The sequence below is a fragment of the Victivallis vadensis genome, from assembly GCF_003096415.1.
GTDB lineage: Bacteria > Verrucomicrobiota > Lentisphaeria > Victivallales > Victivallaceae > Victivallis > Victivallis vadensis.
Map to the genome: position 1 here is coordinate 100,909 of NZ_QEKH01000018.1, position 19,093 is coordinate 120,001.

Genomic DNA, 19,093 nt, shown 5'->3' on the forward strand with positions numbered 1-19,093 from the left:
TATGCGTATTGGTCTATCGGTTATGATGCTGCTGGCCGCCGCGCTTCAGGCGGGGGAAAACCTGCTGCCGAACGGCTCTTTCGACGAAGGAGGCAAGGAGGCGCTCCACTGGGAAAAGACGGACAACCTGACCAGCTTCTGGCGGAACGACGGCCAACGGGGGCGCATCCTCGAACTGGACACCCGCCCTGACCGCAAGCAGGTGCTCGCCTATCGGGAGGAGCGCAAACGCAATCCCGACGCTCCCGCGCCGAAGGCGGTGATTCCGAAAGAGCCGCTCAAAAGCATCGGTTCCAACGAGGGAACCGCGCTCGACAGCATGCTGCTGGATGTGAAGCCGGGGCAGGACTACAAGCTCTCGATCGACTACCGCGGGGCAGGCACGCCGTTCGTGTGGATCAAGGGTTTTATGATTCATCCGAAGCGCAAGACGCTGACCGACTGCTACCAGACGAGGCTGGCGCCGCCGGGAGGGGCGGCGGACCGCTGGCGGAGCTGTTCGATCACTTTCAGGCCGACGCCGCAGACGGTGAAGATGAAAGTGCGCATCTATGCTTACTGGCCCGCCGGAGTCTATTGGTTCGACAACGTCCGGCTTGAGGAGATCACGCCCGCCGAAGCGGCCGAGCTGCGCAGAAAGCGGGCGGAAACGGAAGAAAAAAATGTAAATTAGCAAGATCTAATTTGCAGGCATCCCCTTTTCGGATTATAGTAAATCGAGTCCACTTTGCGGAGTGGATTTTTTTACGGATTTTATATTAGGATGATCTAATAATGTGTATGGAACCGGGTGGATGCTGCGGCGGATGCGACAAGTGCCGCTGCTGCCGTTGGGAAGGGGAACCGGTGGTGCTCGACTCCTTTGTCTGGCCGCCGTGGGAAGAAGAGCCGGAAAAGGAGGAGGAATGCTGAAAACGGGTCCGAAAAAGGCGGAGGCGATCCAGCTCTCCGCCAGTCTGGAGGATTATCTGGAGACGATTGCGGCCCTGATCGAGGAACACGGCCACGCGCACACCAGCGACATCGCCGAGCGGATGAAGGTGAAGATGCCGTCGGTGACCTATGCGCTCGGTACGCTCTCCCGGGGCGGCTATGTGGATTACCGGCCGAACCAGCCGGTGATGCTGACCGGCGCCGGTATCGCGATGGCCGAACGGGTGCGGCGGAAACACCGGGTGCTGGAGGATTTCTTTCACGAGCTGCTCGGGCTTCCGGCGGGAATTTCCGGCGAGGCCGCCTGCCGGATCGAGCATGTGGTCGACGGCAACACTGCGAGCCGGATGCAGATCATTTCCGGGGCGATCCGCCATCGCAACGATTGCCGGGCGCTGCGGAACTATCTGGAGGAGGCTTTTGAATTTCTGGGGTACGCCGAGCGGGAAGTCGGCACGGTCCTACCCGCGCTACCAGTTGGAAAACATGCAACGGTGCTGAAGCTCGGCGCGAATATCGCCGAACCGCAGCGGCTCGAAGCGCAGGGCCTTACCGTCGGAGCGACGGTCACGGTGGAACGGCTGCTGCCGGAAGTGAACCGCTGCGTCTGCCGGGTCGACGGCCGCGAATGCGACCTGTCGCTGGACGACGCGGAAAATATCTGGATCGATCCGGCCGGATCATGAATGCCGTTGCGGTTGGATGGTGATTGTACAAAATACGGCCGCTTCCGACTGTTTCGGGAGCGGCCGTAAACGGTACTGTAACGGATGTTACCCCAGCGTAATGGCTTCGACCGGGCAGGCGCCGGTGCAGGCGCCGCAATCGACGCAGTCGCCGGCATTGACGGAAGCCTTGCCGTCAACCATGCTGATCGCGCTGACCGGGCATTCGCCGACGCAGGTTTCGCATCCGGTACACTTTTCCTTATTCACTTCTGCGGCCATAATTACACCTCCTGATGTTATTGGTTTATTTCTCCGGTCCCGCTTTCGGAACCCTGATCACTGCTTTTACCATACCGGCGGGAATGGGAAAAGTCAAATCGCGGCGGCAAGAAAAACAGAAAATTATTCTGGTCTAACATGATGATAATCAAAATCTTGTGATTCATCAGCCGTTAGGCTTATCTAATCTGCGGCGGGTTCAATGCTCCCGCCCCGTCAGGTTGCGCAGCGGACGCTCTCCGGCCCGGATCACCCAGCGGGTCGGGGAAAGCTCGGTTTCAAGCGGAACCGGAATCAGCTCTTTGCCGGTGCGGATTTCGTCGAGGACCGTGTCGAACCAGTCGATCGCGCCGTCGTTCGGATCGAGCGGCACGACTCCCTGCTCCGGCGTGTAGTACCGGACGGTTTCGCCGCCGTTGACCGATTCGACGAAACCGTTGACGCCGAAAATGCGCACGTTTTCATATCCCCAGGAGTTCCAGTGCGGCGCGCACGGCCCCGCGTAGTTGGAAACTCCGCTGGCGATCGCGCCGTTGCTCAATGCCATGCTGAAGGAGACCGCCCGTCGGCATTCGCTTTGCGGCCCCTGGTTGCCGAGCCTGGTCTCGCGGGCGAAAAGCTCGGTGACGCGCAGGCCGGTCAGGTGTTCGATGAAACGCAGGTTGTAGATGCCGACCTGCCGGATCAGGCCGCCGTCCACATGCTCGTCCGCGGGGCGTTCCAGCCGCCACGGATAGGATTTCTGGGAGACGACCTGAAGGACTTCGCCGATGGTTCCGGCGGCCACGCATTTGCGCAGCGCCGCGTAGGGGGCCTGGAACGCGACCGAAGCCATTTCGTGGAATCTCCGGCCGACCCGCCGGGAGGTGCGGATGATTTCGTCCAACTCTTCTTCGCGGAAAGCGCAGGGCTTTTCGGCGTAGACGTGCCTGCCCGCCTCCAGACAGCGCAGCGCGTGCTGTGCCTGTTCCGACCGCAGCGGCGAGCACAGCGAAATCAACTGGGCGTCGGTCTGGAGCAGCTCGTCGAGCGAATCGCAGAAACGGAGTTCGGAACGATGCTCCGCCGGAATCTTTTCGGGAGCGATTCCGGCCGCCGCGACGATCTCCGCTCCGGGGTGTTGAAAAGCGAACCAGATTTGATGGCCGTTGTCGCCGTACAGGCCGATCTTGATCTTTTCCATGTCGGTTTCCTCGCATTGATGGATTTATGGAGAACGAGTATAACGCCATTCCTGCTGAAACGCAAATACGGCGGACGTTTTTTCCGAAAAAAAGCGGATATCTTTCCGTCATCCCCTTGTGAAAAACGCCGAAGAGGAATATACTTCCTCAAGTAAAACGGCAACAGCGGAGGAAGGTGAATGAAATTTCAGGGCGGCGGGCAACCGGAGGCTCTTTCGGAACACTGGGTGGTCCGTTTTGCAGACGGTGACCGGGAGGTCGATTCGACGGAACTTTTCGACCGGTTGATTGCCGGTGAAATCAGTGCGGCGACGCCGGTGCGCTCCGTTGCCTCCGGCAGCGGATTCCGGGAATTGCGCGCAGTTCCCGGGCTTGCGGAGTGCGCGGCGGGAGTGATCGCTTTATATTGCAACTGCTTGAAGTACATGCTGGTCTGTTTCCCGAGCCTGCTGCTCATCGCATTGGGGAGGTTCGGCCTCACGTTGGTGGACTGCGGAAGTTTCCGCCTTTACGAACCGCAAGGGACGATTCTGGCGGTGCTGTACGCCTGGCTTGGCTTTCTCGGGATGATGCAGGTGTGTAACCTATTCTGTTACGGCCGGACCAACGTGGAACCGGTGCGGATGATGATGTTGCTGATTCCCTACTGGAATCTGTGGGACGGGCCACGGTATTTTCGGGAACGAATCGTTGGACTGAGAGCGCAACTGAGGATATGGGAATGGCGCGTGCTGTCGGCGGGCAATGTCTGCATTGGAGTATTCGCGGCGCTGTTCACACTGTCGCTGTGGATCGCTCCGGCGGAGATCCTTTCCGGAGTATGCTTTGCCGGATTGGTGTTGAGCATGACTGGGAGCTGGCTGGGGTTGTGTCCGCTGCTGATTCGGAAATTGCGGCGGTTGAAACAGAAAAATCCGCTGCCGAAACCGCCGCGGGGAGTGTTTCTACGGCTGCCGGAACCTTTGCGCACAGCCCGGCGCTGGGGAAAACAGCAGCTCGGCGGAAGCTGGCGGGAGGCCGGAATCGGGCTGCTGATCGGGCTGGCTGCGCTGCTGGTCGGCTTCGGACCGCCGTGGCTGGCGAATGAGTACCGCTGGCGAGAGGTCGTGCGGGAGCATCCGCAACTGCGCCTGACGCGGCAGCAGTTGAGCACACCGCTGCCGCCGGGACCGTATGCGTCATCGGCGGTGAAGGCGACGGACGTGCCGGAACATGAACACGAAGAACGGGTTGCCGAAAACCGGGATTATGCGATGCGTTTTACGGGAAGCATCGACCCGGAATTCCGAAAGCGTGCCGAAGCCTCTTACCTCCGGTATACCCCCGTATTTGAGCGGCTGGACCGGAAACTGCGGGAGTTTCCCGCATGGGGATTCCCGGTGGAGAATAACGGAGAGGGGCGGACGAAGCAGGATGTCGCATACGCCCTTGTGCGGCTCACCGGTTTCTTCCGGGAGAAAGACAGGATCGCCCGACGGAACGGTGAGGCCGTCGATTGGAACCGGACGCGGGAACGCTTCGACCGGTTCCGGGGTTATCTGCGGGAAAATGACGAAGAGGTCCAGCACTATTCCTACCTGATTGATCTGAGCCGGATGCGGGGGCTGGAGGAGCAGGCGCGCGATCTGGATGCGGAGAATCTGCGGCAGGAAATCGCATACTTCCGGGAGGAGGAAAAGGAGGTCGCGGAATTGTTCGCCCGGGAGCTGGCATGGCGGTACGCCGGTTCGGAGGCATTGGAGTGGGGCGGAGCTGTTCAAAGACCGTTCATCCGGATGCGGAAATTCCGCCCGGTACAGCGGGCGATACGGCTTGCCGGAAAGGACTTCTCCGAAGTCCGGGAAGCCGTGGAGCAATATGCAAAGGAGTTTGACGGTACTTGGAAACAGTTGCTGCTGCAGGCTCCCGGAAGTCGGGACATCGTCACGGTGTCCCGCCACCGGCTGGTCTGCCGGCTGGGGTATGCGGGGGCGGCGCTGGAACTGTACCGCCGCCGGTATGGCGGCTACCCGGATTCGCTGCGGCAACTGGTGCCGGAGTTTCTGCCGGAGGTGCCGTCGGATCCATTCGACGGGGAGCCGCTTCGTTACCGGGCCGGAATAGTTGAAATCAGCCGCTCCGACATCCACCGGGAGGGCGGGCGGTTCGTGAAAGTCAACCGGACGGTTGCGGAACCGGGGGCGCGGCTTTACAGCATCGGTCCCGACCTGACCGACGACGGTGGCCGCGATTGGAGTGCGGCAGGAAGCGATTCATGCGACCTTTCCTTCACACTCTCGGCGGCGGGGGAGGTGCTGCGGGCGAAATCCAGCAGTTCCAGCAAAGCCAGCGTGTCGCCGAGCGGTACCAGTGGCGGTTCGGTTCCGGCCAGATAACCGGCAACCCGGTCGTAGAAGGGGCCGGGCGGCATGTCGGCGAAACTGATACTGCTCGCCTGCCAGTCGAGCCGTTCGGAAGGATAGCGACGACCGGCGGCGGCTAGTTCGCGGTCGATCCGCAGCGGCGGAAGCGCGGCGAGAGTGCGCAGCTCCCAACGCCGTTCGGCGGGGTGCAGCCGGGCGCTGCCCCGTTCTCCGTGAAGCTCCCATGCCGAGGAGTCGAAAGCCGAAGCCATGTTGATTTCGAGGTCGAAGATCAGGCCGTCGGGCCGGATCAGTTGGGCCTTGACCATGTCTTCGGCATCGCCGCCGGAAACGATGCGGCGGGTTTCCATGTGCCGCCGTGCCAGCGCGGTTCCGAATAAGCTGAAATACTGGTCGATGAAATGTGAGCCGTAGTTGTTCAGCATCCCGCCGCCGTTGGCGCGGAACGCCTGCCAGTCATCCCGCCGCTGGTAGCGCGCCCAGACCCGGCGGACCAGAAAGAGCCGGCCGAGCCGGTTTTCTTCCAGAATCCGGCGCAGTACCAGTGTTTCCGGCATCAGGCGGTGGGGTTGATAGGTCATGATTTTGCGGTTCCGATTCCGGGCGGCCGCGGCGATTTCGCGCACTTCCGCCGCCGACAGTGCCAGCGGCTTGTCGCAGAAAACATCGCATCCGGCATCAAACGCCTGCAGAATCTGCTCCTTGTGGCAGCAGGTGGGCGAGGCGATCACCACCAGTGCCGGCGTTTCCGCGCTGAGAAGTTCCGCGAAGGAACGGTAGCCGCGCGGCACCCGGAATCGTTCGCGGGTGTCGGCGACCCGCTCCGGCAGCGGATCTGCGACCGCTTCCAGCGAGAAAGCGGGATGGCGCGCCAGTTCCGGCAAATGGAATTCCCAGGCGATCCGGCCAAGGCCGGCCAGGGCGGTTCTGATTTTCATGTCAGCGCTCACTTTCCGGCAGGGAGTTCGCGGGTGATCTCAACGGCAGTCATCGACAGCGGGGGCAGCGTCAGTCCGAAGCCCTGCGGCGAAACCGCCGGAATCTCGGCCCCGGAAACGGTTTCCGCAACCTCCTGCGTCTTCCAGTTGTTGGCGGCGAGCGAGGGGCCGGTGACCTGCCAGAGCCGGGCGGAACGGGCGGAGCCGTCCGCCACTTTCACGGTGATCGGAGCGGACTCCTTTTGAAGTTTGTTGAAGATAATCACATAGAGCGTCCGGCGGTCCGGCGACAGTGATGCGGCTGAGGTCACGGCGGAGTAGGCCGGGAACTGCGGGCCCTGCGTGAGCCGAATGTTGCGGAATTCGATTTCGGCGTTGACTGGTTTCACTCCCCGGATCATCCGCACCACCAGACTCAGTTGTTCGGCATCGGGCAACACGGCGAGGCTGACGCTGCGCCGGATCCACTCCCTTTCCCACAATTCGGACTCCATTCCGCTGGCGGACATGGTCTTGCTCCAACCGCGCGCATCGGTGAAGCCGAGCCCGACCGCCGCGCCGGAGTCGTCACCGGATTTCACGCGGAATTCGTAGTCGGCCCGGTAGGAGACGCCGGGACGGATGGCAAAGGGCGGGAAGTTGTGATACGCTTCGCCGCTGAAATCTTTCAACTTCAACGTGAAAGAGTCGGGACCGGTCGGAATTATCCGATAGTTTTCTTTGTCGGCGGCATCGGGCCGGAATTCCACCGGTACAGCGGGCGCGTCTCCGGCTTGCCGGGTACGGGAGATGCCGCCGAATTCGACCTTCGGTTCGCCGGTCACGGCAACGCCGACCTGTTCGGTGCCGAAGTGGGATCCCCACAGCCGGTAAAGCCAGTAGCCGGGCAGCTTGTGCCACGGGTTGAGCGGGCGCCCCTCTTTCCAGCGGCCGCCGTGTACGAAACCGAAGTAGCCGTTGACGAACTGCCATTGGTTGGCGAAGGCGATGTTGTTCTCCTTTTGCAGCATCACGCGGATCAGGTCGGCGCAGTAGAGGGCCGGGCCATAGCTGAGCATCCCCTGCGGCGAGCGGGTGTCGATCCAGAGCATGTTGTATTCGGTCAGCGCGATCGGGATGTCGCGCCCGGTCAGGCGGCGGGTGTTGGCGTGGTACTCGCGGACCAGCGCACCGGTTTGGTCGGGCGCCGCGAGCGCGGATTCCAGAATCAGTTCCGGGTAGGCATTGGCGCGGGCGGCCTGTTCCACTACGGTCGCGTAGGGATGCAGTGCGATGAAGTCGAGCTGACGGCCGTTTTTGCGCAGCAACGCGGTATTCCACGGATCCTGCCAGCCGGTTCCGGTGCTGAAGTGGCCGCCGAGCCGGATCGTCGGATCGACCTTGCGGATGGCCCGGATCACCCGATCGACCCAGTCGGCATACTGCTGCGGCGTGCGCACGAGGCGCGGTTCCCCCTGATGGTTGCCGTGATCGCTCTCGTTGGCGATTTCAATGAATTTGACGTTGCAGGGCTGCGGAAAACCGTCGGCTGCACGCTGTTTCGCCCACGGATGGGCGTCATCGGCGGGGGAGTTCAGGTATTCGGCCAGTTCAGCGGCGGATTCCGGGGTGGTCAGGTCGCCGAGCGTGATCAGCGGCTCCGCACCGATCTCGCGGCAGAAGCGCACCAGTTCCGGGATGCCGAATTTCTGGTGAGGCCGTTTTTCCTGTGGTCCGACGGCGGTTTCCCAGTCGAAGTTGTGGGACAGGCAGCCGCCGGGATAGCGGATCAGTTTCGCTCCGGCTTCCCGCAGGATTCCGACCAATTCGGAGTTGGGAGCGTTGAGTTCGGGGCGCCATGCACCGGAAGCGTAATTGCCGGCGGGAGTGTCGGTCCTGCCCTGATAGCCTTTGCCGTTGCCGCCTTCGATGTTGTGTCCGAAAATATAGGGGTTGACCGCCCCCTCCGACCGGGACGGGTCAACCGTGACAACCGTGGCCGCGCCCAATGAGATGGCAGCTCCGATTACAGTGCAGGGGAGTAATTTATGAAACATGATCCGGATACCTTTATTTGTAGAAGAACGGGTGTATTGCATTGCGATAGGCGTCGTCGCCGGAGATCGGCGGGAAGTCGTGAGGTGAATGGGTTGCCGTGTGGCCGTCGACGTAGGCGACATTGGATTTCTGTGAATGGCGTGCGGCGAGCGACTGGTAACGGCCCGGACCGGGGATGAAGTTCCAGTAATCGAGATAACCGCTGATGCCGTCGGCAAGGTAGATTTTCTGGGAGGCGTTTTTGACCCGGCTGGGGACGAACGGTGTTTTCAGCGAGGCCTCGCCGGTGCCGGTGAAGGCGGTCAGCGCAAAGCACCACTGCGAGTTCACCGGGATGTCGCCGACGTAATCCGGTCCTTTCTTGGCCGGGCAGTTCCAGATGTTGCTGGTCAGGGCCGGGTCGCCTTTGACCGAGGAGAACTCCTGCACCTGAATGTGCCAGTCGATGGCTCCGTCGGCATTCATGATCGCGGGCCAGCACCCGAAAGTGTCGCCGTACATTGCGAATAACGTGTTCAGTCCCTTGAGGTTGCTGACGCATTTGATCTGATTGGCCCGGTCGCGCGCCTTGTTCAGCGAAGGCAGCAGCATCCCGGCGAGAATCGCGATGATGGCAATAACGACCAGAAGTTCAATCAGAGTAAAATGACTTTTTCGGGAAGAAGGCGGCAGCTTGGAATTCATGGCGGACTCCTTGAGTTTTTTGGGGATGATATACATGATCAGGCTTCGTCGAGCGTTCCGCACAGGTAGATGCGACGTGCGGGCAATCCCGGCCGGACGATTCGGCGCACGCACTCTTCCAATACGATCCGCCCGGCATACTGCCAGTCGAGGGACACGGAGGGGAAAGGTTCATAGTTGGGGAACAGCCGTCTTTTGCCGTCCAGTCCGAGGATCTTGCGGTCGGCGGCGAGGAAACGCCCGGTGGCGGCGCGGTACTCCTGTGCGAAGAGCTGGGCGATGGAGTCGCCGATGAAAAGATAGCCGGAACCGGCATCCTTCAGGCACTCCATGCCGGCCTGATGGTAGGGGATCAGGCCGCATTCGCCGCCGGCGCGCCGGAAGGTGGAGCAGAAGATATCCGCCCGGAACTGATAGGAAGGCAGTTCCGAGGTGAAAACCGTGACCCGGTCGAAGCCTCCGGCGAGAAAGTAATCGGTCGCGGTTCGGGCCGCCGCCAGCGGATCGAGCGCGACGGTGGAGAGGCGGCCGCCGTAGTTGTCGTGCATTTCCAGCCCGACGGCGGGGCAGTTGCCGGGCAGCTCCGGGAGATTGAGATCGTAACAGCCGAGCAGGATCAGTGCGTCCGGCTCCGGAAGGGCCAGTTGTCTGCTGCGTAGTTGCTGGAGATGGCAGGAAACGATGTCGAAATTCACAGCGGTGTTTCCGTTTTCGGCGGCTTTCCGGACTCCTGCCAGCGCGTGGGCGCAGTAATCGCGGCTGCGGTCTTCGCCGCTGACGAATACGGTGACCCGGCAGGCGGCCTCCGGTTTCGTGCTGTCACGGTGTGCCCGCACATAGATGCCGGAACCGTGGCGGGATTCCAGTACGCCGCGCTCGCACAATGTTTCGAGGCTGCGGCGCACGCCGGAAACGGTCAGGGAAAACTCTCCGGCCAGTTCCCGCAGCGAGGGCAGGCGGGTTCCGGGGGCGAGCTGCCCGGCGGAGATTCGCGCCTCGATGGCGCGGATCAGGTTTTTCCGGGGATCGTTTGTGGTTTTCATCGTATCGCCTTCCTGAACTGTTTCAATGTGTTTGTCTATATTATACCAAAGAATCCGGTGTTTGTCAAGAGCGCTGTGTGAAATTGTTTAATTTTTTTAAATAATCCTTGAATATTACAGGGAGAAAAGGTATAATAACCTGCGTAATAATAACGGGAATCAATAGTGTTTCAAATTGTTTGACATTGGGGGCGAAGGTGATGTTATTAACGGAAATCTGCATGGAACGGCATTGGCATTTACGCAAACAGACGGCAGCGCTGCCGATCTGGACGGAGCGGGCCGATACGGTGGTTGACCTGACGGCGGCGGAGCGGGAACTGCTGGAACAGCATGGCGCGGCCGCACTGGATGAAAAACTGCGATGTCAGGGAGAGTTCGCGTTCCCGGCGCTGGATCTGCCCGCCCCCAGACCGCTGGTACGGGAGGTGAAACTTGATGAAGCGTTGCTGGTCGTGCCGGAAAATGATCCGTTCCACCGGCAGATGGCGGCGGCCCTGAGCGGTACGGTTGCGGGCGGTATCGCCTGCTGCACGGACCGTGAGGTGAAACCGGAGTGCCGAAAACCGCTTCTGTTGCTGGGAAACTCCAATACGAACCGGCTGATCCGGGAACTGGCGGCACGGCAACTGGCCTTTGCGAACGGCCTCGTACCGGGACGGGGAGGGTGGATGATCCAGACGGTTACAGGCGGCAATCAACTGGTGCTGGCCGCCGATGCGGAGAGCCTGCCGGAACTTCTGTCGCACTGGCGCAATTGCCTGATACGTCGGGAAGGGGGCTGGTTTCTGACGCGGGCCGACCATACCGCACCGGGGACGGCCTGCCGGGAACGGCTTGGAACGGCGCCGGAGTTGCTGCGTTCGATCGCGCTGCACGTTTCCCGGCTGGGCGAAGCTGCCGCGACATTCGACGGCATGTCGCGGGAGATTATCCGCTCGTTTGATTCGGGCGGCAAGGCGGTGAACCGGGACAACGGCCATCCGACCATTCCGAACATGATCCGGATGCACTGGGCGTACCGATATACCGGCGACCGCCGCTTTCTGCGGGTGTTCCGCGATACGCTGTTCGGGTTGGTGGAATACTTTCTGGCGACGCCGGACGGGGCGAGCTATCCGAGCGACTATGATTTCTACCTCGGCAACCTGATCAACTGCTGGAGCGACGTGGAGGCGGATGAACTGTTTTCGGAGTCCGACCGGCTGCTGATCGCATCGTTTCTGCTTGCCTCCTGCCGTTTGATCGACAAGTATCACCGGATCTACTGGCCGGTTCAGCCGGAGCTGCTGCGCTTCAACCACGAAACCTTTCCGGCGCTGTCGCTGGAATGGGCGGCGCGTTACTTTGAAACCTTCGTCAGTTCGCCGGAGTTTACGGCGTGGCACGAACATGCCGCGCTGGTTTTTTCCGGCATGGTGGAGCGTTTCGGACGGCAGACGGAGAATTCCAGCTCCTATCAGTGGATCGTCCCGTCGCAGAAATTTGTGTACGATTCGCTGACTTCGCCGGAACGGGCGGCGCGGCGTGCCGGTATGCGCGAAGTGGTCGCCGGGATCCGGGCCGCGACCGATCCGCTGGGAATGTCGGTTCCTTACGGCGACGGGGAGCCGGTGGTGGCGACGGTTGCGGTGTTCGACCTGCTGCGGGCCGCCGCTGCGCTGAATCCGGCGGATCCGCTGCCGGGAACTTTGCTCAAGCGGTGCTTCGACGGGATGGGGCGGGAGCCTTTTCTGTTGCTGCCTCAGCCGGGCTGGGGCAATTTGTTCGCGCCGGACGAGCCGGAGGAAGCGGAAGCGGATGGGGCGGGGGATTGGGAGGTTCTGCCGCTGGCCGGCCACGTCCGGCTTCGCAACGAGCCGGGAATGCCGCCGGAATGGCTCGCGGATAAGATCGCATGGCGTTCCGGCTGGGACCGTGAGGCGCAGTATCTGCTGTTCGAGCCTTATTCCTGCGACGCGCACGCCCATTTCGATATGAATTCGATCCTCGCCTACACACATCACAGGCGGTGGGGGCTGGTGGACAACGGCTACGGCAAGCCGAGCGGCGTGGAGAATATGGCGGAGGCCTACGACCGGCACGAAACCGGTCCGAACTGTCACAACACTCTGATCTTCCGGGATCAGGAGGGCAATGTGCTGATTCCGCCTCCTTTCGCGGCCGTGATTGCCCGCAGGCGATTCGGGGATTGTTTCCTGCTCGAAACGGTATTGGGTAATATCGGCGGCTGGGTGTGGAGTCGGGCGGTGCTGTTGAAGCGGGACGGATTCTTGCTGGTCGCCGACCGGGTGCGGCGAACGGGTGAGGGTTCAGTCGGCAGCATCGAATGCCAGTTCAACGCACCCGGAAAAACAGTGAAAGACAGTCCGGAAGCGGTATTGGAACAACAGGGAATCCGTACCTTCCTGACCTTACGCGGGGACGGTGAGTTTCGTTCGGGCGAATACCGGACGGCAGGCTATGACGCGGTGCTGGGCGGGCGGTTCTATCCGTGGGCGCAAGGTGCGATCCGGCAGTTTTCGCGTGTGGCGGAGTGCACCGGACAGCGGGAGTTCAGGTTTACGGCGCTGTGCGAGCTGACGCCGGAACACACAGCCGGATTCCGCCTGCGGGAGGATGGGATTTACGGCACATTCGGCGAGGCCTGCGAATTGACCGGTCATGCGTTTGGAGTCGATATCGCCCCCGGACGCATGATGATCCGCTATCCTGCCGCTCCGTTCCTGCCGGAGGGCCTGACGCAGGAAAAGTTCGGTCCCTGCGGCCCCCGTCCCTGCCGCCGCGGGCTGGGGTGAGCTGGATTGCGGCGGCCGATTGTTTATTGAAGCTGGTAACGGCTCCAGACGGAGAGGCCGGAAACCTCTTCCTGAGCGTTTACCTGCATCCGGTACATGGTCACGTTTGCGGAGTCTACGGAGATACTGACGAAAAAGGCAATGGTTTCCGGGCCATCTATGGCGAGTTGAGGATGCAGCCGAATGAGGATGCCGGGCGGAGATCCGGGAGCTGGTTCAAAAAAATCGGCCGGAAGAAATGTATATGCCGGATATTCGGCCCGCAATTTTTCAAGAATGTCCGTGGCAACTTGCGTGTTATATTCCGGAACCGCGATTCTGAAAGTCAGCCCGTGGTCCCCGGAAGCTGCGGCAATGGAAACAGATTTCTTCAGAAGATTCAGTTTGCAGGCCGCAAGATATTCTCCAAGAAACTTTTCCGGCGGAGAAGTGGCGGCGCAGCCGGCGCCGAAAAGGTGCAGTAAGATCAACGGCAGGGGCGGGATACGCATAAGAAAACCTCGTATTTCAGCCTATGGCATTGGCGATCTGGATTTTCTCAAGAAGGAACCTGCCGCTGTTCTCCCTGAAGAAAAAGGTGAAGCCGGAGCTGCCTAGTGAACCGTATGTGATGGTTCCGCCGCAAGAGATAAGGCCGTCTCCCTCTACGGCCGTTTCGGCTATGGTGATGATGACGATCCGCCGCCCGGATCGGGAATCTGCGAAGCAGCCGTCTGCCGCCTCCCGATCGAGAAAGGAATAAGCCGGGTAGAGCCGACGCAGACGGGCTGTGATTTTCTCACGCTCCGTCGGATGAGAATTTTCCAGATGGAAAAGTGAAATCTGAAACTCAATTTCATTCCGGCAGGAGGCATCGCCAAGTTCCTCTTTGACAATATCAATCAGGCCGATCGCAGATTGTACTTGCACATCCCGCAGCCGGTCCACCATGGAAACATTCTCTGAGGGGAAGGCGCATCCGCAGAGAAAAAGAATGCCGATTGCCGTGAGCAGTAAAAAGCGGCTGATCATTTGGCTCATCTTTCCTGTTTCCTTTTCTGTCAGAAAGTGGGGCGAATGGTCACGAAAACATCATGTCCCGGCATTGTTTTCTGTGGAATGAAAATGATTTTTATATGACTCATTTCCTTGTTTACCTGAAATGACGCGGTCTGTTTTGATGTTTCCAACAATAATTTTTCATCATCGTATATTCGGGTCACAACGTCACTGTTCTGCCCGGTATCGCTCTGGGAAACGTCATATCGTGGTTTGCTGTCACAGACGATGGAGTAGAATCCGGGAAGCAAGGAAAGATATAGCTCAGATTCCGAACTCCCGATTTTCAGCGATATGGATTGATAGATCCGGGATGGGGATATCATCCAGAGGCATTGGGAAATTGTATAGATAAACAATGCGGCGATACAGGAAAGCAGAACGATCAGGATAATATTCACTTTTTTGCCGTCAACCATGTTGTTTCTCCTGAAATTATAGGTTATTTTCATTTTTCTTACGACTGGATATTCGGAGGCCAGATATAAAATTATTCGGTGACATAAAAATAGATACGGTTGCCGGATAGCAGGATCATGGCTCTGCCGCCAGATTTGAGATTTGCTGGCTCTTCCGTCAATTCCTCCGAGATCATATAGTTGGGAGAAATATCATATCCCGGAACTTTTTTTATCGTTATACCATCGGCAGTGGAACAAGGCGTCCAGTGATATTTTTCATGGATTTCCTGAACGGTTTCAGGGGCAATGTCGGCGGCGCCGCAAATGTATTGCGCAGAGGCCGACGGGCCCGGAGGAAAATCATTGCGCCTCTGAGATACAACACCTTTTGTCCATTTGCAGGAGAGCACCGGAAACGGCAGGGGAAGAATCCGCAGAAGCTCCTCTGGGTCGTTATTCCAGCCTTCCATGGTATCCTGAGTTCCGGTGAGACGGACGGTAATGATTGCCGTTACCGTAAACAAAAGGAACAGCAACAGTATCTTGACTGCTTTATTCACTGGCGCCCCCGAATAATGAAAATATGGTTTTAATGTATTTCATTTGGATATCATTTTCCCATATTCCAGATTCTATGGATTCGCTCCATGTTGTTATCTTTGAAAGAGAGTGTTCCCTCGCCGGCGATTCTGGAGAACTGTTTCAAATCGGAGTCCAGGAATATTTTAGAATTCGATGGCACCGTTCTCATTCGCAAAGAAAGGCAGACCATTCCCTGCTTTTATTTTCTCCAGCCAATAGCGTTCCTCCAGGTATTTGGGGATAATCCAGAACTTCATCAGCGAAGCGTTTTGCAATTGGTTGTCCAGAGTGCATACAATTTCCATTCTTCGTAATACCACGGGCGGTCCCCACGGCGTTCCGTTTAATTTGTATTCATAAGCGAGCGTAAAGATATCGTTTTTTCTGAGTAATGAATATCCATAAAAATATAATGACAGAAGAGACGAAAATATTATTGCCGCAAACAATAATTTCTTTTGGAGCGACCAATCTATTGTGTTACTCATAACCCACATATTCCGGCAGAATCGGCCTGTGAAAGCGTTGGCTTGACATGCAGTAGTCCCTCCGGGAAAGGACGGGGCGAATCAGGCGTTCGGTCTTGTTACCGGATTCGTCCTGCGTGAAATTTTATTTCTTTGATACAGCATACCATATTTATTGTTGTTTTTCAAGCTCTATAGAAATTATTTTCCCATTGTTTCCTTATGAAAACGCTTGAGTTCGGAGCATTGCAAGACGACAATCGGATCTCGGGATCTACCGGCAAAGCCTTTGCCCGGAGAGCCGGGCAGGGAAGAAGGAAGGCGGCGGAAATCCGCCGCCGGTTGAGAAAATGGAGAAAAGTCTTTCTGTTACAATTATGACCGTTGACTCCGCAAGCGGCTTACGAGTCGGTTTTCAGATCGTCGCTCAGGTTGTGAAAAACGTTGAAATAGGAAACCGGAGCGTGGAAAGTTGATTCCGGAGGAGTGTCCGGGAGTGTCTGAACGGCGGGATTGATTTTGTCGAGCAAATACGACAGGATTTCAAGCGTATGAGGAGAAACCGTCAACCGCTTCCGTCTGATATCCCTTTCCACATTCGACAGAACATTGTGAACTTCCGGGTCGATATTCCGGGAAACCGTGGAACATTCATGCAGCAGTGCATGGAAGTCGGCCGGCCGCCGCGTGCCGGCGATCACATGGTTGCCGACCTGAATGACGTTGATGAGCATGGAGTTCAGATTGATCATTTTTTATACCTCAGTAAACATATCTGATAACGGCAAGGCTTACGTAGAATTTTTCGGTTGTGCTGTGCCAGCCCTGGGGGTAAAGGTCGGGTCTTCCGCCTTCCTCGCAGTCTTCGGAACAGTCCTGTTCGTTTTTGATGTAATATGTTCTCATATTGTCGCAGCGCGGCAGCTCTTTCTCTTCTCCGAATTTGAATGTAACCGTTTCATTTTCGTACATATAGGTATCGACATTTTTTTCGATTGCATCCTCGTCGTCGGTTTTATGTGAATAAGCGGTGATCATGACCTGTACGCCGCTGGCGCCGGGCGGGGTGTTTTCTCCGCGTTCAAACTTCAGCTTGGCGAACTGGAATTTTTTCCAGAACTGGCTGTAGGTCGGATGGTTGCCGTGGTATGCCTCATGTTCGCCGCTCCAGCACATATTGCCCCAGCTGCCGGGAATATTGGCTGCCACGGAGGCGGAGTCATCCAGATTGTAATGTTCCGGTCTGGTACGGCGTTCTTCATAAGAATTGACCTGACCGACGGCGGACCTTGTACCGGACCAGAACTCGCAACAGTCAGGCGACTCGTATTTCCAGACGTTGTCTTCAAAATAGGCACGTCCTCCGATCGTATAATAATATTCCTGTTCTTCATTGGTGAAGTTGACCAGAATCGAGTCATGAATGGGATGATCGCAATATGTTTCGCAACTCCGTACCAGTTCGCCGTCGCAGTCGGTGCAATTCATCTCGTCATCATATGCTTTGCAATCTCCATTGCAGTAATTATAGCAATATTCTTCTTCGACACATTCGACGGAGGGATACCAGAGATTGAAGCTCCATGTGTAAATATCATAGTTGATGATGCAGGAAGGCTTGTACCGTCTGTCGGCCTCCTGCTGCCAGTAATTGTAGATGCAGTTTTGGGCGCTGCCGGTCATTGTCCACCGGCCGTAATTCAGCTCAAGAATGGCGGGGTACTGGCCGGAAGCGTCCGGGGAGACGCCGCAGCCGGAATAGAAGTAGCGGGCGAATTTGGTGTAATCGTCATACGCATCGCCGATCCGGTAGACTTTGATTTCGTAATGGATTCGCCATTCCGCCGGTTTGAGGCACACGGTGTAGTCGTCATTCCATTCATCACAGTCGGATGAGGCGGGGTCTTTGATATCTTTGTCCACGCTTGCCACGATTCCGGTTGCCGGGTCGGCGGTCCTCGACAGCTTCACGCAGAGTTTTTCGCCTCTGTAATCGATATAAGAAGCGAGATCGACTGTATTGTCCGTGACTTGGAAAACTGTGGTGGTCAGGTTTTTATAACAGTAGTTATCCCGGGTCAACCGGGAATCCTGTTCTCCTTTCTTATAGCTTTTTGAATACACTTCAATCACGAAGATGCCCCAATAGCCGCAAGGACAGTCGTCGCATCTTTCCAGGCTGCCGGAGCTGTTGAGCATGATTTTGTCGCATTTGGTCCAGAACATGTTTTTTTCTCCATAAATGTTAGATTGAGAGGGGAATACTCACTTGTACGGAAATTGTCAACATGCAATCGAAAACGGGAAGAAAAATGGAAAGGCGGACGCAATTCCGGTGCAAAAACGCGGTCGGGCGGGGCGAAACGGACTGTCGCCCGGATCGGTACATGCTCAATCCGGGCGACAGTTCCATTGGGGCTTATTTCAGGCAGGGGGAGAGCTGTTCATAGACGGCGCGGTAGGCTGCCGGCGGCAGCGACTTGCTTTTGCGCCTCAAGGTGATCTGCCCGTTCAGGGAACTGGTGTAAGTATCCAGATCCTGATGGGTGGTTTTGGAGAAGTTGAGCTGAAAGGTTCCTTCCGCATATCCGGTGAAAGGGATTTCCGGGTAAGAACCGCCATCATCCAGAACCTTGTCAAGCCAGTCGGAATCATGTGACGCTATGCCGCATCTGTTTTCGTATACGGATTCGGTACGGATATTCAGTCCGGTCAGAAGGAGTTTGTCGCAATTCTCCGAGAGTGCCAGCTGAAGCGTGACATTGCCTTCGGTCTGATCAATTTCACACTGCCAGTCGTCGGCGGGACTGGTTGCATTACCCCATGTGCATTTATATTCGGAACGTTCATGATATTGTGCGATTCTGGCAGTTTTAGCCCTTGTGTTGAATTCGACTTCGGCACCGGCTCCCTGTGAGTTGAGATAGTTTGTGCTTTCCGCTGTACTGATGACAACCGGTTCCGAAGCCTGTGTCCACATTTGGCTGTAAGAATAGGTTTGGAGATTGAACTCCGCTGTGTATTCGGCATCCAGCAGGCAGCAGCAGGTGCAGGCGGCGATTACTTTTTCTCCCCAGTGGGATTTGGGGTGGGCGTCCCATTCGGTCTGGGCTTTTTGTCGGGTGTCGTAGGTTTTGGGGCCGTTTTCACCGGTTTCGATGGCTTTGTAGACGCTGCCGTTGGCGGAGAACTCGGAGCCGTCGGCGGGGTAGTAGGTGTGGTTGAGGCGGCGCCAGGCTCCGTCCACGTTGATGCAGCCGTTTTCGGAGGCGAAGTAGGTCACGAGGCGGGCGCGTTCCCATGCGGTTTCGGGATTGCAGTCGCAATCGTCGAAATCGTTTTCGGTCTTGTCGCAGCGGGTGACGTAGATGTATTTCGGGCAGGGGCAGAAGTCGCATTTGACCGGGCCGCCGGAAGTCACGATTTTATCGCATTGAGTCCAGAACATGATGACAGTTTCCTTGTCTTGAGAAGTGAGAAAGGGAGGATAGCGGAAAGCCACTATATTAGTAATAAACGCCGTGTGCAAGTTTTTTAACAAAAAATCCGTTCAAATTGTAGAAGCGGATTCCCATATTTCTGATTGATACAGCAATTGATGGAATGTGCCAACAATTTCCTGCTAATCCGAACAGTCAAATGCCATAAATCTCGGGCTCTGATTTTTTCGGCATTGAA

The 19,093-nt window shown here is 57.6% G+C and carries 18 protein-coding genes and 1 pseudogene; 4 read left to right on the forward strand and 15 right to left on the reverse strand.

Going from position 1 to position 19,093, the window contains the following annotated elements; all coding sequences use genetic code 11:
• Nucleotide 1: 1 nt before the first annotated feature.
• From C8D82_RS11895 to C8D82_RS11900, 3 genes are all read left to right on the forward strand, one after another.
• Complete coding sequence (locus C8D82_RS11895) at nucleotides 2-673, forward strand: hypothetical protein (protein ID WP_133245174.1); 672 nt, start codon at nucleotides 2-4, stop codon at nucleotides 671-673.
• A 107-nt stretch (nucleotides 674-780) separates the two neighbouring features.
• Complete coding sequence (locus C8D82_RS22150; RefSeq protein ID WP_261798346.1) at nucleotides 781-912, forward strand: hypothetical protein; 132 nt, start codon at nucleotides 781-783, stop codon at nucleotides 910-912.
• The gene (locus C8D82_RS11900) at nucleotides 906-1,619 is read left to right on the forward strand and encodes a metal-dependent transcriptional regulator (RefSeq protein WP_165833040.1); all 714 of its coding nucleotides are present in this window, start codon (nucleotides 906-908) and stop codon (nucleotides 1,617-1,619) included. Before C8D82_RS22150 ends, C8D82_RS11900 begins: the two co-directional genes overlap by 7 nt.
• An 87-nt stretch (nucleotides 1,620-1,706) precedes the next feature.
• Here the strand turns inward: C8D82_RS11900 and C8D82_RS11905 are convergent, their stop codons facing one another.
• From C8D82_RS11905 to C8D82_RS11930, 6 genes are all read right to left on the reverse strand, one after another.
• On the reverse strand, nucleotides 1,707-1,880 hold the full coding sequence (locus C8D82_RS11905; protein ID WP_116884512.1) for a 4Fe-4S binding protein: 174 nt from the start codon (nucleotides 1,878-1,880) through the stop codon (nucleotides 1,707-1,709).
• A gap of 199 nt (nucleotides 1,881-2,079) precedes the next feature.
• A complete protein-coding gene (locus C8D82_RS11910; protein ID WP_116884513.1) occupies nucleotides 2,080-3,063 on the reverse strand; it encodes a Gfo/Idh/MocA family protein in 984 nt (327 codons plus the stop codon).
• Nucleotides 3,064-5,252: 2,189 nt separating this feature from the next.
• Nucleotides 5,253-6,365, reverse strand: coding sequence for a Gfo/Idh/MocA family protein (locus tag C8D82_RS11915; RefSeq protein WP_116884514.1), 1,113 nt, complete (start codon nucleotides 6,363-6,365; stop codon nucleotides 5,253-5,255).
• 8 nt (nucleotides 6,366-6,373) lie between these two features.
• Nucleotides 6,374-8,401 (reverse strand): GH39 family glycosyl hydrolase, encoded by a 2,028-nt coding sequence (locus C8D82_RS11920; RefSeq protein ID WP_165833041.1) that lies wholly within the window; start codon nucleotides 8,399-8,401, stop codon nucleotides 6,374-6,376.
• A 13-nt stretch (nucleotides 8,402-8,414) separates the two neighbouring features.
• Nucleotides 8,415-9,086, reverse strand: coding sequence for a type II secretion system protein (locus C8D82_RS11925; protein ID WP_133245175.1), 672 nt, complete (start codon nucleotides 9,084-9,086; stop codon nucleotides 8,415-8,417).
• 38 nt (nucleotides 9,087-9,124) lie between these two features.
• Nucleotides 9,125-10,129 (reverse strand): GntR family transcriptional regulator, encoded by a 1,005-nt coding sequence (locus C8D82_RS11930; RefSeq protein ID WP_116884517.1) that lies wholly within the window; start codon nucleotides 10,127-10,129, stop codon nucleotides 9,125-9,127.
• 221 nt (nucleotides 10,130-10,350) lie between these two features.
• Here C8D82_RS11930 and C8D82_RS11935 point away from each other — a divergent pair, with 221 nt between their 5' ends.
• Nucleotides 10,351-12,927, forward strand: a complete 2,577-nt coding sequence (locus C8D82_RS11935; protein ID WP_116884518.1) for a hypothetical protein — start codon at nucleotides 10,351-10,353, stop codon at nucleotides 12,925-12,927.
• Nucleotides 12,928-12,950: 23 nt separating this feature from the next.
• On the opposite strand, the gene C8D82_RS11940 is transcribed toward C8D82_RS11935, so the two are convergent.
• The 9 genes and pseudogenes from C8D82_RS11940 to C8D82_RS22325 form a co-directional block, all read right to left on the reverse strand.
• Nucleotides 12,951-13,418: a hypothetical protein gene (locus C8D82_RS11940; RefSeq protein ID WP_116884519.1), complete on the reverse strand. Its 468-nt coding sequence runs from the start codon at nucleotides 13,416-13,418 to the stop codon at nucleotides 12,951-12,953.
• A gap of 16 nt (nucleotides 13,419-13,434) precedes the next feature.
• Complete coding sequence (locus C8D82_RS11945) at nucleotides 13,435-13,947, reverse strand: hypothetical protein (protein WP_116884520.1); 513 nt, start codon at nucleotides 13,945-13,947, stop codon at nucleotides 13,435-13,437.
• Between the two features lie 20 nt (nucleotides 13,948-13,967).
• Complete coding sequence (locus tag C8D82_RS11950) at nucleotides 13,968-14,384, reverse strand: hypothetical protein (RefSeq protein ID WP_116884521.1); 417 nt, start codon at nucleotides 14,382-14,384, stop codon at nucleotides 13,968-13,970.
• Nucleotides 14,385-14,455: 71 nt separating this feature from the next.
• Nucleotides 14,456-14,926: a hypothetical protein gene (locus tag C8D82_RS11955; RefSeq protein WP_133245176.1), complete on the reverse strand. Its 471-nt coding sequence runs from the start codon at nucleotides 14,924-14,926 to the stop codon at nucleotides 14,456-14,458.
• A 165-nt stretch (nucleotides 14,927-15,091) separates the two neighbouring features.
• On the reverse strand, nucleotides 15,092-15,436 hold the full coding sequence (locus C8D82_RS20705) for a hypothetical protein (RefSeq protein ID WP_133245177.1): 345 nt from the start codon (nucleotides 15,434-15,436) through the stop codon (nucleotides 15,092-15,094).
• 380 nt (nucleotides 15,437-15,816) lie between these two features.
• A complete protein-coding gene (locus tag C8D82_RS11960; protein WP_116884523.1) occupies nucleotides 15,817-16,167 on the reverse strand; it encodes a hypothetical protein in 351 nt (116 codons plus the stop codon).
• Between the two features lie 10 nt (nucleotides 16,168-16,177).
• Complete coding sequence (locus C8D82_RS11965; protein ID WP_116884524.1) at nucleotides 16,178-17,641, reverse strand: hypothetical protein; 1,464 nt, start codon at nucleotides 17,639-17,641, stop codon at nucleotides 16,178-16,180.
• Between the two features lie 193 nt (nucleotides 17,642-17,834).
• A complete protein-coding gene (locus C8D82_RS11970) occupies nucleotides 17,835-18,863 on the reverse strand; it encodes a hypothetical protein (protein ID WP_116884525.1) in 1,029 nt (342 codons plus the stop codon).
• Nucleotides 18,864-18,949: 86 nt separating this feature from the next.
• Nucleotides 18,950-19,093: pseudogene (locus tag C8D82_RS22325) on the reverse strand (IS982 family transposase); the annotation flags it as partial.

Excerpts from the sequence above, each read along its gene's own strand:
- C8D82_RS11970 (WP_116884525.1), bottom strand. The coding sequence starts at position 18,863 with ATGTTCTGGACTCAATGCGATAAAATCGTGACTTCCGGCGGCCCGGTC.
- C8D82_RS11915 (WP_116884514.1), bottom strand. The coding sequence starts at position 6,365 with ATGAAAATCAGAACCGCCCTGGCCGGCCTTGGCCGGATCGCCTGGGAA.
- C8D82_RS11905 (WP_116884512.1), bottom strand. The coding sequence starts at position 1,880 with ATGGCCGCAGAAGTGAATAAGGAAAAGTGTACCGGATGCGAAACCTGC.
- C8D82_RS11945 (WP_116884520.1), bottom strand. The coding sequence starts at position 13,947 with ATGAGCCAAATGATCAGCCGCTTTTTACTGCTCACGGCAATCGGCATT.
- C8D82_RS11900 (WP_165833040.1), top strand. The coding sequence starts at position 906 with ATGCTGAAAACGGGTCCGAAAAAGGCGGAGGCGATCCAGCTCTCCGCC.
- C8D82_RS11960 (WP_116884523.1), bottom strand. The coding sequence starts at position 16,167 with ATGATCAATCTGAACTCCATGCTCATCAACGTCATTCAGGTCGGCAAC.
- C8D82_RS11965 (WP_116884524.1), bottom strand. The coding sequence starts at position 17,641 with ATGTTCTGGACCAAATGCGACAAAATCATGCTCAACAGCTCCGGCAGC.
- C8D82_RS11930 (WP_116884517.1), bottom strand. The coding sequence starts at position 10,129 with ATGAAAACCACAAACGATCCCCGGAAAAACCTGATCCGCGCCATCGAG.
- C8D82_RS11910 (WP_116884513.1), bottom strand. The coding sequence starts at position 3,063 with ATGGAAAAGATCAAGATCGGCCTGTACGGCGACAACGGCCATCAAATC.
- C8D82_RS11925 (WP_133245175.1), bottom strand. The coding sequence starts at position 9,086 with ATGAATTCCAAGCTGCCGCCTTCTTCCCGAAAAAGTCATTTTACTCTG.
- C8D82_RS22150 (WP_261798346.1), top strand. The coding sequence starts at position 781 with ATGGAACCGGGTGGATGCTGCGGCGGATGCGACAAGTGCCGCTGCTGC.
- C8D82_RS11950 (WP_116884521.1), bottom strand. The coding sequence starts at position 14,384 with ATGGTTGACGGCAAAAAAGTGAATATTATCCTGATCGTTCTGCTTTCC.
- C8D82_RS11895 (WP_133245174.1), top strand. The coding sequence starts at position 2 with ATGCGTATTGGTCTATCGGTTATGATGCTGCTGGCCGCCGCGCTTCAG.
- C8D82_RS11940 (WP_116884519.1), bottom strand. The coding sequence starts at position 13,418 with ATGCGTATCCCGCCCCTGCCGTTGATCTTACTGCACCTTTTCGGCGCC.
- C8D82_RS20705 (WP_133245177.1), bottom strand. The coding sequence starts at position 15,436 with ATGAGTAACACAATAGATTGGTCGCTCCAAAAGAAATTATTGTTTGCG.
- C8D82_RS11920 (WP_165833041.1), bottom strand. The coding sequence starts at position 8,401 with ATGTTTCATAAATTACTCCCCTGCACTGTAATCGGAGCTGCCATCTCA.
- C8D82_RS11935 (WP_116884518.1), top strand. The coding sequence starts at position 10,351 with ATGGAACGGCATTGGCATTTACGCAAACAGACGGCAGCGCTGCCGATC.